Source organism: Shinella kummerowiae, from assembly GCF_009827055.1.
Classification (GTDB): Bacteria; Pseudomonadota; Alphaproteobacteria; order Rhizobiales; family Rhizobiaceae; genus Shinella; species Shinella kummerowiae.
Genome location: NZ_WUMK01000002.1, coordinates 602501 through 615087 on the forward strand (window position 1 = coordinate 602501; position 12587 = coordinate 615087).

The following is a 12587-nucleotide window of genomic DNA, read 5'->3' on the forward strand; positions in this document are numbered from 1 at the left end:
CAGAGTGTTAATTGCCCGATTCGAGAGCATGTCCGTCGGATGTGCTCCAACGCTTGCCAAAGGTTCCGACATGGCCCCCTTCCAGTTCATCGACCGGCCCTCTCCCTTCAACACGAAGAACGGCAAGACGCTGCCGATTTTCGCCATCACGCCTGCCCATATCGAGACCGGCACGATCGATCCGATCGCACTCGACTGGGCCAAGCGGGCCGGCTTCAAGGCGGAGACCGGTGCGCTCCTGATGGTGCCCACGGCGGACGGTCATCTCGGCGGCGCCCTCTTCGGCCTTGGCAAGAACCCGTCCGACGCGCCTTTCCTGACCGGCAAGCTCGCCCGCGCGCTGCCGGCCGGCGACTGGCATATCGAGACCGCACCGCTGACGGCGAACCGTCTGTCGCTCGGCTACGGCCTCGGCAGCTACCGCTTCGAGCGCTATAAGGCCTCGACCTCGGAAGCGCCGACATTGCTCATTCCAAGCGACGCGGACGCCACCGACATCAAGCGCCAGCTCGCCGGCGTCTTCCTTGCCCGCGACCTCATCAACACCCCCACCAACGACATGGGCCCGGAAGCGATGGAAGACGTTTTCCGTGCGCTCGGCGAACACTACAAGGCCAAGGTCTCCGTCATCACCGGTGACGACCTGCTCAAACAGAACTTCCCGCTCGTCCACACGGTCGGCCGAGCCTCGGCGCAGGCGCCGCGCCTGCTCGAACTGCGCTGGGGCAAGAAGGGCCACAAGCGTGTGACGCTGGTCGGCAAGGGCGTCACCTTCGATACCGGCGGCCTCGATATCAAGCCTGCCTCCTCCATGCTGCTGATGAAGAAAGACATGGGCGGCGCGGCGAATGTCATGGGCCTCGCGCTGATGATCATGGACGCCAAGCTGAAGGTGGACCTGCGCGTGCTGGTACCGGTTGTCGAGAACTCGATCTCCGCCAACGCCTTCCGCCCCGGCGACATCTACAGGAGCCGCAAGGGCCTGACCGTGCAGATCGACAACACCGACGCCGAAGGCCGCCTGATCCTTGCCGACGCGCTCGCCTATGCCGACGAGGAGGATGCCGACCTCATCATCGACATGGCGACGCTGACGGGAGCAGCGCGCGTGGCGCTCGGACCCGACCTGCCGCCGTTCTTCACCGACGACGACGATCTCGCCCATGATCTCACCGAGGCGAGCCTGACTGTCGACGATCCGATGTGGCGCATGCCGCTCTACATGGGCTACGACAAGGACGTCTCCGCCCGTATCGCCGACCTCACCAACGCCCCGTCCGGCGGCATGGCGGGCTCGATCACCGCCGCCCTCTTCCTGAAGCGCTTCGTCACCCGCAACAAGCATTGGGCGCATTTCGACATCTACGGCTGGGCGCAGGCCGAGCGGCCGCATTCGCCGGTCGGCGGCGAGGCGCAGGCGATCCGCGCGCTCTACCACCATCTGCGCAAGGCGACCGCCTGACACGGGCGGCTTTCCTTCGGGCAAACGATACGGTAGCGTAACGAAACGCTAACGCAAATGCGGGACAACAGGTCTGGAACGCCTTCCGGGAAGGCGGGCAGGCTTTTCAGGCCCGGAGGAGCCGTGCCGGTAGATCTCACTCCATCGCAGGCGCTCGGCCTCTGGCACGAGGTGACGTCGCAGCAGGTGCAGCAGGATGGTCGCGACCTGACGCTGCGCCAGCTCGCCATCCTGCTCGAAATCTACCTCGTGCCGCCGCCGCATACCGTGCGCGGGCTTGCATCCAAACTCGGCGTCACCAAGCCGGTGATCACCCGCGCGCTCGACACGATGGGCGACCTTGGCCTCGTCACCCGCATGCGCGACGACCGCGACCGCCGCAACGTCATCATCAAGCGCACCGTGGACGGCGCGCTTTATCTCGAACGGCTGGGGGATCTCATCATCGCCCGGGGCCGCGCGCAGACCGCATGAGCCAAACCATGGAACCAGACCGATGAACGCCCTGCCCGACCGCCGCCTCAACGCCTACCGTCCGGACCTCGCCGAGGAGGCCCTGCGCGGCACCGTCACGGCGGAGCGCTACGTCGCAGGTACGCCGGCGCGCGTGGTCCAGCCCGTCGCCGCCCTTCGGCCCAAGCCGGACAGCAGCGCCGGCATCGATACGGAGCTGCTGTTCGGCGAAACCGTGCGAGTGCTCGACCGGGCGAATGGCTGGGCCTGGGTCAAGTCCGATTTCGACGGCTATGTCGGCTATCTGCCGGAGGCGGCACTCGATACGGGCACCGCCGCCGCGACCCATGTCGTCGCCGTGCCCCGCACCTTCGCCTATTCCGGGCCCGACCTCAAAACGCCCGCCGCCTTTGCCCTGTCGGTCGGAAGCCGGCTAACGGCCGTTGGCGAAAGCGAAACGCGCGGCACGCGCTATCTCACGCTGGAAAGCGGCCAGTCCGTGGTGGCCGGCCATTGCCTTTCCGTCGGCGAGACGGCGGGCGACGACTATGTCGCCATTGCCGCCCGTTTTCTGGAGACACCCTATCTCTGGGGCGGACGCTCGGGCTTCGGGCTCGATTGCTCCGCCCTCGTGCAACTGTCGATGATGATGACCGGCCGGACGGCGCCGCGCGATTCCGACATGCAGGCCGCCGGTCTCGGCACGCCGATCGAGCGCGACGCGCTCCGCCGCGGCGACCTCGTCTTCTGGAAAGGCCATGTGGCGATCATGGAGGACGAGAAGACCATCCTCCATGCCAACGGCCACACGATGAGCGTGGCGCGCGAGGGGCTGGATGCGGCCGTCGAGCGTATCGGCTGGCTCTATCAGCAGCCGACGGGTTACCGCCGGCCCTGAACTCCAAAACGCTCCCCTGTCATGCCGGGAGAGGAAACGGTCCTAGTAGCCCGCGCTGCGATCGACCAGATGCTCCAGCGGCTTGCCGCTCTCGAGCCGTTCGATCTGGCCGGCGACGTGGCGGAAGAGCGCCGCGACGTCCGAAGCGGCGGCAGCGTGCGGCGTGATGAACACCTTGTCCATCGACCAGAGCGGGCTTTCGAGCGGCAGCGGCTCCTGCTCGAAAACATCGAGCGAGGCGCCGCGCAACGTGCCGTCATTCAGGCTGGCGACGATATCCGCCTCCACCTGGCTGCCGCCGCGGCCGGCATTGATGAAGACCGGGGCACCGAACGGGCCCTTGCGGCTCAAGCGGCTAAAGAGGCCGGTGTTGAAGATGCCCTTGGTCTCGGGCGTCAGCGGCAGCAGACCGACGAGGATATCCGTCCGGGCGAGGAAGGCGTCGAGGCCGGCCGCATCGAAGGTCTCGAAACCATCGACCTGCTTGCGGCTGCGCGACCAGCCGATGACGTTGAAGCCCATCGCCTTCAGCTTCGCTGCCGAATCCTGCCCCAGCACGCCAAACCCCATGATGCCGACGGTGAGTTCCTTCGCCTCCGGCTGAGCGAGTTCCCGCCAGACACGCTTCTGGCGCTGTGCTTCGTAGGCCTGGTGCTGGCGCAGGTGCAGCAGGCACTGCATGACGATCCATTCGCTCATGCGCGTCGTCAAGGTATCGTCGACGAAGCGGACGAGCGGCACGTCCGGCAGGCCGGGCAGCGTCAGCACATGGTCGACGCCGGCGCCGCCGGAGAAGACGACCTTGAGGTCCTTTGCGCGCGAAAAGAGATCGGCGCCCGGCTTCCACACCACGGCATAGTCGACGCCGGAGAGGTCGCGCTTGCGGCTTGCAGGATGCAACAGGTTGATCACCTCGCGATCGGCAAAGGCGCCCTTGAGGGCGGCCGCGACCTGCTCCTGATCGAATTTCAGATCGATGATGATCGGGCTTTTCGTCATGCTGTTTCCTGCTGCTGGCTGCGCACTATTGGCTGATGGTCTCGCTGCGGACGGCTTCCAGATTGAAGGCCGCGGCCATCAGCGCCTTGGTATAGGCCTCGCTCGGCCGCTCGATGACGTCCTTCGCTGCCCCCTTCTCCACCACGCGTCCGGCGCGCATGACGATAATGTCGTTGGCCAGCGCGCGCACGACCTTCAGGTCGTGGCTGATGAACAGATAGGCGAGATTGTGCCGGACCTGAAGATCGCGCAGCAGCTCGACGACCTGCGCCTGCACGCTCATGTCGAGTGCGGAGGTCGGCTCGTCGAGCATGACGAATTCCGGCTTCAGCACCATGGCGCGGGCAATCGCGATACGCTGGCGCTGGCCACCGGAAAATTCGTGCGGATAGCGCCAGCGGGTCGTCGGATCGAGGCCGGTTTCCTCCAGCGCGGAGGCGACGCGGTGGTCGCGCTCGGCTTCGGAGAGCGACGGCTCGTGGACCTTCAGGCCTTCCGCGACGATATCGGCGACCGACATGCGCGGCGACAGCGAACCGAAGGGATCCTGGAAGACGATCTGCATGCGCCGCCGCAGCGGCCGCATCTCGCCGAAGGAATGGCCGGCAATGTCCTGGCCGACAAAGGCGATGCGGCCCTTCGAGGCGATGAGCCTTGTGAGCGCGAGGCCGAGCGTCGTCTTGCCCGAGCCGGATTCGCCGACAACGCCGAGCGTGTGGCCGGCGCGCAGCTTGAGATCGATGCCGTCCACGGCCTTCACATGATCCACGACGCGGCGGAGAAAACCCGCCTTGATCGGGAACCAGACCTTGACGTCTTCCGCTTCCATGATGACGGGCTGGCTGTCATCGCCCGGCCGCGGCAGGCCCTTCGGCTCAGAGGCGAGCAGGTGGCGCGTATAGGCATGTTGCGGGTTGGAAAAGATGTCTTCCACCGGGCCGGTCTCGACGATCCTGCCCTTGGTCATCACGCAGACCCGGTCGGCGAACTTCCGGACAATACCGAGGTCGTGCGTGATGAAGAGCATGGACATGCCGTGCTCTTCCTTGAGGTTTTTCAGGAGCGCCAGGATCTGCGCCTGCACGGTGACGTCGAGGGCCGTCGTCGGCTCGTCGGCGATCAGCAGTTCCGGTCGGTTGGCGAGCGCCATGGCGATCATGACACGCTGGCGCTGGCCGCCGGACAGCTCGTGCGGATAGGCGGCAAGGCGCTTTTCCGGCTCGCGGATGCCGACCTGGTTGAGCAGTTCGAGAATGCGGCTGCGTGCGGCGGCACCCGCGATGCCCTGGTGCAGTTCGAGGATCTCGCCGATCTGCCGCTCGATCGAATGCAGCGGGTTGAGCGAGGTCATCGGCTCCTGGAAGATCATCGTGACGTCGTTGCCGCGCACATTGCGCAGCTCGGCGTCGGAGGCCTTGAGCAGGTCCTTGCCGTTGAAAAAGATCTCGCCGGACGGGTGGCTTGCGGCGGGATAGGGCAGGAGCCGCAGGATCGAGTTGGCGGTCACCGACTTGCCGGAGCCGGATTCGCCGACCAGCGCCACGACCTCGCCGCGCCGGATGTCGAACGAGACATGATCGACCGCGGTCGAGGTGTTGCCGCCCTGGTGGAAAGCAACCGATAGATCACGGACGGACAGGATGGTTTCGGATTTTTCAGCGCTCACCGGAAGGTCTTCCTCGGATCGAAGGCATCGCGCGTCGCTTCGCCGACGAAGATCAGGAGCGACAGCATGATGGACATGACGGCGAAAGCGGTGAAGCCGAGCCACGGGGCCTGAAGGTTGTTCTTGCCCTGCGCGACCAGTTCGCCAAGCGACGCCGAACCCGGCGGCATGCCGAAGCCCAGGAAGTCGAGCGAGGTGAGCGTGGTGATCGAGCCGGACAGGATGAACGGCAGGAAGGTCAGCGTCGCCACCATCGCGTTGGGCAGCAGATGCCGGTACATGATCGTGATGTTGCCGACGCCGAGCGCGCGCGCCGCCCGCACATATTCGAAATTGCGGGCGCGCAGGAATTCCGCGCGCACCACGCCGACGAAGCCGACCCAGGAAAACAAGAGCATGATGCCGAGCAGGATCCAGAAGCCGGGCGGCAGGATCGCGGCGATGATCAGCAGGATGTAGAGCACCGGCATCGACGACCAGATCTCGATGAAGCGCTGCAGCAGCAGATCGGTCCAGCCGCCGAAATAGCCCTGTATGGCGCCGGCCGTGACCCCGACGACGGCCGATGCGACGGTGAGCGCCAGGCCGAACAGCACCGAGATGCGGAAACCATAGATGGCCCGGGCGAGCACGTCGCGCGCCTGATCGTCCGTGCCGAGCCAGTTGAGGTTGTTCCAGGTGCAGTTCGGGTCCGCCGCACCGCCCGGATACCCGGCGCAGCGCTCCGCCTCGTCCATCAGCCAGAACGGCTTGGTCGGCGCGGAATGGGGAATGTTGGAATTGGTCGTGTTGTAGGAATAGCGGATCGGCGGCCAGATCATCCAGCCGTTCGCCTTGATCTCGTCCGTGATGAAATCGGAGCGGTAGTCCGTTTCCGCGAGGAAGCCGCCGAACTTTTCTTCCGGATAGCTGATGACCACGGGGAAGAGCAGTTCGCCCTTGTAGGACGCCATGATCGGCCGGTCATTGGCAATGAACTCGGCAAACAGACTGAGGACGAAGATGACCAGGAAGATCCAGAGCGACCAGTAACCGCGGCGGTTCGCCTTGAAATTCTCCCAGCGGCGCAGGTTGGTCGGATTGAGCAGGCCCTTGCGCGGTGGTGCCATGGGTTTTGCGTCGATGACGGCACTCATCAGACATCCCTCCGCTCGAAATCGATGCGCGGATCGACCCAGGTATAGATGAGGTCGGAGATGAGGCTGACGACGAGGCCCATCAGCGAGAAGATGAAGAGCGTCGCGAAGACGATCGGATAGTCGCGCCGGACGATCGAATCGTAGCCGAGGCGGCCGAGGCCATCGAGCGAGAAGATATATTCGATGAGCAGCGAACCCGTGAAGAAGGCCGAGATGAAGGCACCGGGGAAACCGGCGATGATGATCAGCATGGCGTTGCGGAAGACGTGGCCGTAGAGCACCTGGCTCTCGGTCAGGCCCTTGGCGCGCGCCGTGGTGACATATTGCTTCTTGATCTCGTCGATGAACGAGTTTTTCGTCAGAAGCGTCGTCGTGGCGAAGGCAGACAGCAGCAGCGTGATCAGCGGCAGCGTCATGTGCCACATATAATCGAGCGGCTTCTGCCACCAGGCGAGGCTGTCGAAATTGTCGGAGACGAAGCCGCGCAGCGGGAACCAGTCGAAGAACGAGCCGCCGGCAAAAAGCACGATCAGCAGGATGCCGAAGAGGAAGCTCGGCACGGCATAACCGACGATGATGATGCCGGAGGTCCAGACGTCGAACGCCGAGCCGTCCTTCACCGCCTTGTGGATGCCGAGCGGGATGGAGATCGCGTAGGAGAAGATGAGGATCCAGACGCCGAGCGAGATGGAGACCGGCAGTTTCTGCGCAATGAGATCGATCACGGCGGTGTTGCGGAAGAAGCTCTCGCCGAAATCGAAGCGGATATAGTCCCACATCATCGTGACGAAGCGCTCGAGCGGCGGCTTGTCGAAGCCGAATTGCTTTTCCAGCTTGGCGATGAATTCCGGATCGAGGCCGCGCGCGCCGCGATAAGCGCTGTCCTGCGAGAGTTCCTGCGACATCTCGGTTCCGCCGGAAAGGCGATCGCCGGAACTCTGGTTGGTGAGGTCCGAGATCACCTGCTCGACCGGGCCGCCCGGCGCGAACTGCACGATGGCAAAGGAGATCGCCATGATGCCGAAGATCGTCGGGATCATCAGCAGGATTCGGCGAAGGATATAGCCGCCCATCAGCGATTACCCGCCACAGCCTGTTGCCGGTCTTCTTGTTTTGGCGCAGTCCCGTCGGTCAAGCCCAACCCTTCCGTGCTGCCGCCGCTCGCCGCGGCGGTGATTCGTCGCCGCTATATGGAGCCGAGGACGCCGCACGGCGCAAGCCCCGGCTCATTTCGCAGCATTTTTCGACCACCAGACATCCGGAAAGCCCAGGCCGTAATAGGGCAGTTCCGCAGGGCGCACGAGGTGATTCCAGTAGGCGATACGCTGGGCCTTGGAGTAGAACAGCGGCACGACATAGTGATGCGCCAAAAGCACCCGGTCGAGAGCGCGCGTGGTCGCAATCAGCTCGTCCCGGGTCGGCGCGAAGATGATCTTGCGGATCAGTTCGTCGATTGCCGGATCGGAAATGCCCGCATAGTTCTTCGAGCCCTGCTGGTCGACAGAGGCGGAGCCCCAATAGTCGCTCTGCTCGTTGCCGGGCACCAGCGTCTGCGCCCAGATGCCGTAGATCATGTCATAGTCGAAGCTTCTGACACGATTGGTATATTGCGAGGCGTCGACGGTGCGCATGCGGGCGTCGATGCCGATTTTCTTCAGGCTCGCCACGAAAGGCGCGACCGTTCGCTCGAAGGACGGGCTGGACAGAAGGATCTCGAAAGCGAAAGGTTCGCCGGTCTTGGCATTCACCAGCTTGTTGCCCTTCAGCTCATAACCGGCCTCCCTGAAGAGCCCGATCGCCTTGCGCAGGTTGTCGCGGACCTTCTGCGGGTCGCCGTTCACGGGGTTCGTGTAGGGCGTGGTAAAGACCGCGGCAGGAACCTTATCCTTCAGCTCTTCCAGGATCTCCTTCTCACGGCCTTCGGGCAGGCCCTTGGAGGCAAGCTCGGTGTTCCAGAAATAGCTGTCGACACGCTGGTAGGCGTTATACGCGAGGGTTTTGTTCAGGTCCTCGAAATCGAAGGCGTAGTTCATCGCCTCACGCACCTTCTGGTCCTTGAATTTTTCGCGTCGCAGGTTCGGCACGAAGGCCTGCATGATGCCTGTGGCGCGCAGCGGGTTCTCGATCTCCTCGCGCACCACGCGGCCATCCTTCACGGCCGGAAAATCGTATCGGGTCGCCCAGTTGCTGGCACTGCCGTCGCGGTAGAAGTCGACATTGCCGCCGCGGAAGGCTTCGAACTCGACGCTCTTGTCGCCGAAGAACGTGTAGGTGATCGTGCCGAAATTGTTCTGGCCGACATTCACGTTGACGTCCTTGCCCCAATAGTCGTCGCGCAATTCGAAGCGGATCGAGCCGCCGGCCTGGAACGAGGCGATCTTGTACGGGCCCGAGCCCATGACCGGTTCCAGCGTGCTCTTGCTGATATCGCGCTTGTTGCCCTTCGCGTCCTGGCCCTCCCACCAATGCTTCGGCACGATGGGGAACTGGCCGAGAATGTTCGGCAGTTCGCGATTGTTCTTCTCGTCGAAGCGGAAGGTGACATCGCGTTCGCCGGTCTTTTCGGCTGAGATCACATGGCGATAGTAGTTCGAGAGAAGGGGGTTGTGCTCCTTCGACTTCTCGAAGGAGAAGATGACGTCTTCCGCCGTCACCGGCTGGCCGTCCGCCCATTTCGCTTCGGGACGCAGCCGGAATGTCGCGGAGGAAAAGTCGTCGGGATAGGAGACGCCCTCGGCGAGCAGCCCGTAGGAGGCGGTGACCTCGTCCTCGGCGGATTTCAAGAGCGTATCGAAGACGAGCGACGTGACGCCGGTCGCCGCCTCGCCCTTGGAAAGGATCGGGTTGAACGTGTCGTAGGTGCCGGTTTCGGACAGTTTCAGCTCGCCGCCCTTCGGCGCATCGGCATTGACGTAGTCAAAGCGTTCGAAGCCGTTGGGGCGTTTCAGCTCGCCGATCGTCGAGACGCCGCTGCGCCAGACCGGCTCTTTCGTCTCCTGGGCCTTCGTGCCGGTCGCGACCGCCAGCGATAAAGCCAGCGCCGCCGTGAACAAGGTTCTCCCGAAGGCTGAGTGCATGCCAATTCCCTTTCAGTCATTTTGCCGGAGCTTGCAGCAGAGAATAGGCAAAATCCGGGCAAATGACAGGCCTGCCATCAAAGCGGCGGTTTTTGTCGCGCCTATTCGGGCCATCGATTCACTTCCGCGAAAGGATGATCCTTTAACCTTTCGCAACGATTGCGCCACCAAGACCGGATACTGCCCGTGCATCCCCTGATTTCCCGCCTGACCACCTGCCTGATCGCCGCCGGCCTTGCGCTGACGGCGCTTGCCCAGCCACTGGCTGCCGAGGAGCGACCCGCCAAGGAGCTTTTCGGGGCGAAACGGCTGCCGGCCAAGATGGCGACGGCCTCCTATGGCTCCTATGCCAAGGGCTGTATTGCGGGTGCGGTGGCGATCCCGACGGACGGCCCGGCCTGGCAGGCGATGCGGCTGTCGCGCAACCGGCGCTGGGGTCATCCGCAGATGATCGCGCTTCTGGAGGAGTTTTCCCAGGACGCGCAGAAACTGGGCTGGCCGGGGCTGTTGCTCGGCGATATCTCGCAGCCGCGCGGCGGACCTATGCTGTCGGGCCACGCCTCGCATCAGGTTGGCCTCGATGCCGACATCTGGTTCACGCCGATGCCCGACCGCCGGCTTTCCGCCCAGGAACGCGACGAACTGCCCTTCACGTCCATGCTCGACAAGAGCAAGTTCCTGACGGTCGATTCGCGCCGCTGGACCTCCACCCACGCCCGTCTCGTCATGAAGGCGGCGAGCTATCCGCAGGTCGAGCGCGTCTTCGTCAATCCGGCGATCAAGAGGAAGCTCTGCGACACCTGGCAGGGCGACCGCTCGCTGCTCGGCAAGGTGCGGCCGATCTATGGCCATGACGAACACTTCCACATCCGCATCAAGTGCCCGGAAGGCGCGGCCGGCTGCAAGCCGCAGGCGAAGGTGGCGGCCGGCGACGGCTGCGACGCCTCGCTCGACTGGTGGTTCACCAAGGAACCATGGGCGAAGCCCAAGCCGAAGAAGGATGCCAAGCCGGTCAAGCCCTGGTACCTCACGCTCGCGAACCTGCCGAAGGCGTGCAGCGCGGTGCTTGCCGGCCCCTCGCCGGCCTCCGAGCAGGAAGTGACCTACCAGGGCAATGGCGGCACCTCGACGGCGCTCGCCTTTTCCAGCGGCGGCGGCGAGAGCGCAGGCCGCACGATCGAATCGGTCATCGCGGCCGACACCGCGCTGCCGGCCATCGTGCCGATCCCGATTCCGCGTCCGTTTCAGTAAGCCATCCGGCGGCGGGGCTTTTCAAGGCTCCGCCGCTTTTGTATAAGGCGTTCAAATCGATTTAAAAATCATCGGGAACCGCCTATGTCGCGCCAGAAATGCATCGCGCTCATCGCGCATGACGAGAAGAAGGACGACATGGCGGCCTTCGCGCTGCAGAACGAGGCGGTTCTGGCGCAGGCGAAGATCTTTGCCACCGGCACGACCGGCGGAAGGGTGCTGGAGGCCTGCCCCAGCCTCGACGTGACCCGGCTGAAAAGCGGCCCGCTCGGCGGCGACCAGCAGATCGGCGCGCTGATCGCGACCGGCGAGGTCGATCTCCTGATCTTCTTCGTCGATCCGCTCACCCCCATGCCGCACGATGTGGACGTCAAGGCGCTGATGCGGCTGGCCATCGTCTATGACATTCCGATGGCGCTGAACCGGGCAACGGCCGAACACCTGCTCGACTTTGCCGGCGATTGACGGCAACCTCTGCCGCAGATAGGCGAAAAGCAGCACATCCACGCGAAAGAACGGGACAGCTTGATGGCACGACCGGGCGACAACGAAACGAACCTCCCCTTCCCCATCCTCGTCGGCGATATCGGCGGCACCAATGCGCGCTTCGCGCTGCTGGTCGATGTCTTTGCCGAGCCGAAACAGTTCCCGATCGTCCAGACCGCCGATTTTGCCAATATCGACGACGCGCTCCAGCAGTGCATTCTCGACAAAAGCTCGGTCCAGCCGCGCTCGGCGATCCTGGCGCTGGCCGGCCCGATCGAGGGCGACGAGGTGCCCTTGACCAATTGCCCCTGGGTGGTGCGGCCGCGCGACATGATCGCCAATCTCGGCTTCGAGGACGTGCTCTTGGTCAACGACTTCGAGGCGCAGGCGCTTGCCACCGCCTCGCTCGACGAGAGCGACCGGGAAAAGATCGGCCCCGGCATCGAGCGCAGCGCCGCCTCGCGCGCCGTGCTCGGCCCCGGCACCGGGCTTGGCGTCGCCGGCCTCGTGCATGCCCGCCACACCTGGTTTCCGGTTCCCGGCGAAGGCGGCCATGTGGATGTCGGCCCGCGCAGCGAGCGTGACTACCAGATCTGGCCGTTCCTCGAGCCGATCGAGGGCCGCATCTCCGCCGAACAGCTGCTGTGCGGCCGCGGCATCATGAACATCTACCATGCCGTCTCGGCAGCCGATGGCATCGATGCGCCATTGGAAACCCCCGCCGACGTGACCGCGAAGGCCTTAGCGCAGGCGGACCGCGCGGCGATCGAGACCGTCTCGCTGTTTTCGACCTATCTCGGCCGCGTGGCCGGCGACATGGCGATGATCTTCATGGCGAAAGGCGGCGTGTTCCTTGCCGGTGGCATCTCGCAGAAAATCCTGCCCGCGCTGCGCGGACCGGAGTTCCGCGCCGCCTTCGAGGACAAGGCGCCGCACAGCGCGCTGTTGAAATCGATCCCGACCTATGTGGTCACGCACCCGGTCGCGGCACTCGCCGGCCTTGCCGCCTTCGCGCGCATGCCGGACCGTTTTGGTGTTGCAACCGAGGGACGCCACTGGAAAAGGTGAGGCGCCGGACGGCGCTTCACGGCGCCACGGACTCGCCAAAGGAGAACCAGCGTCCTATAGAGCGGCCAACAGACCGGCGCATGCCGGT

11 protein-coding genes are annotated in these 12587 nt (G+C 64.4%); 6 read left to right on the top strand and 5 right to left on the bottom strand.

Annotation, left to right across the window (positions count from 1 at the left end):
* Nucleotides 1–70: 70 nt before the first annotated feature.
* The 3 genes from GR138_RS07475 to GR138_RS07485 all read left to right on the top strand — a co-directional run bounded on the left by GR138_RS07475 (nt 71) and on the right by GR138_RS07485 (nt 2813).
* Nucleotides 71–1462, top strand: a complete 1392-nt coding sequence (locus GR138_RS07475; RefSeq protein WP_160857970.1) for a leucyl aminopeptidase family protein — start codon at nt 71–73, stop codon at nt 1460–1462.
* A gap of 123 nt (nt 1463–1585) precedes the next feature.
* Nucleotides 1586–1936, top strand: coding sequence for a MarR family transcriptional regulator (locus GR138_RS07480; RefSeq protein ID WP_160857971.1), 351 nt, complete (start codon nt 1586–1588; stop codon nt 1934–1936).
* 22 nt (nt 1937–1958) lie between these two features.
* Complete coding sequence (locus GR138_RS07485; protein ID WP_160857972.1) at nt 1959–2813, top strand: C40 family peptidase; 855 nt, start codon at nt 1959–1961, stop codon at nt 2811–2813.
* Between the two features lie 42 nt (nt 2814–2855).
* Here the strand turns inward: GR138_RS07485 and GR138_RS07490 are convergent, their stop codons facing one another.
* From GR138_RS07490 to GR138_RS07510, 5 genes are all read right to left on the bottom strand, one after another.
* A complete protein-coding gene (locus tag GR138_RS07490) occupies nt 2856–3812 on the bottom strand; it encodes a 2-hydroxyacid dehydrogenase (protein WP_160857973.1) in 957 nt (318 codons plus the stop codon).
* 25 nt (nt 3813–3837) lie between these two features.
* Nucleotides 3838–5478: a dipeptide ABC transporter ATP-binding protein gene (locus tag GR138_RS07495; protein WP_160857974.1), complete on the bottom strand. Its 1641-nt coding sequence runs from the start codon at nt 5476–5478 to the stop codon at nt 3838–3840.
* Nucleotides 5475–6614: an ABC transporter permease gene (locus GR138_RS07500; protein WP_160857975.1), complete on the bottom strand. Its 1140-nt coding sequence runs from the start codon at nt 6612–6614 to the stop codon at nt 5475–5477. The genes GR138_RS07495 and GR138_RS07500 overlap by 4 nt, the downstream gene beginning before the upstream one ends.
* Entirely contained in the window at nt 6614–7690 is a 1077-nt protein-coding gene (locus GR138_RS07505; RefSeq protein ID WP_160857976.1) for a microcin C ABC transporter permease YejB, read from the bottom strand. The genes GR138_RS07500 and GR138_RS07505 overlap by 1 nt, the downstream gene beginning before the upstream one ends.
* Before the next feature lie 153 nt (nt 7691–7843).
* The gene (locus tag GR138_RS07510; RefSeq protein ID WP_160857977.1) at nt 7844–9694 is read right to left on the bottom strand and encodes an extracellular solute-binding protein; all 1851 of its coding nucleotides are present in this window, start codon (nt 9692–9694) and stop codon (nt 7844–7846) included.
* Between the two features lie 195 nt (nt 9695–9889).
* On the opposite strand from GR138_RS07510, the gene mepA reads away from it, so the two are divergent.
* The 3 genes from mepA (at nt 9890) to GR138_RS07525 (ending at nt 12499) form a co-directional block, all read left to right on the top strand.
* Entirely contained in the window at nt 9890–10945 is a 1056-nt protein-coding gene (gene mepA, locus GR138_RS07515; protein ID WP_420853625.1) for a penicillin-insensitive murein endopeptidase, read from the top strand.
* Between the two features lie 84 nt (nt 10946–11029).
* Nucleotides 11030–11410, top strand: a complete 381-nt coding sequence (locus GR138_RS07520; RefSeq protein WP_160857978.1) for a methylglyoxal synthase — start codon at nt 11030–11032, stop codon at nt 11408–11410.
* Between the two features lie 63 nt (nt 11411–11473).
* The gene (locus tag GR138_RS07525) at nt 11474–12499 is read left to right on the top strand and encodes a glucokinase (protein WP_160857979.1); all 1026 of its coding nucleotides are present in this window, start codon (nt 11474–11476) and stop codon (nt 12497–12499) included.
* Nucleotides 12500–12587 lie beyond the last annotated feature (88 nt).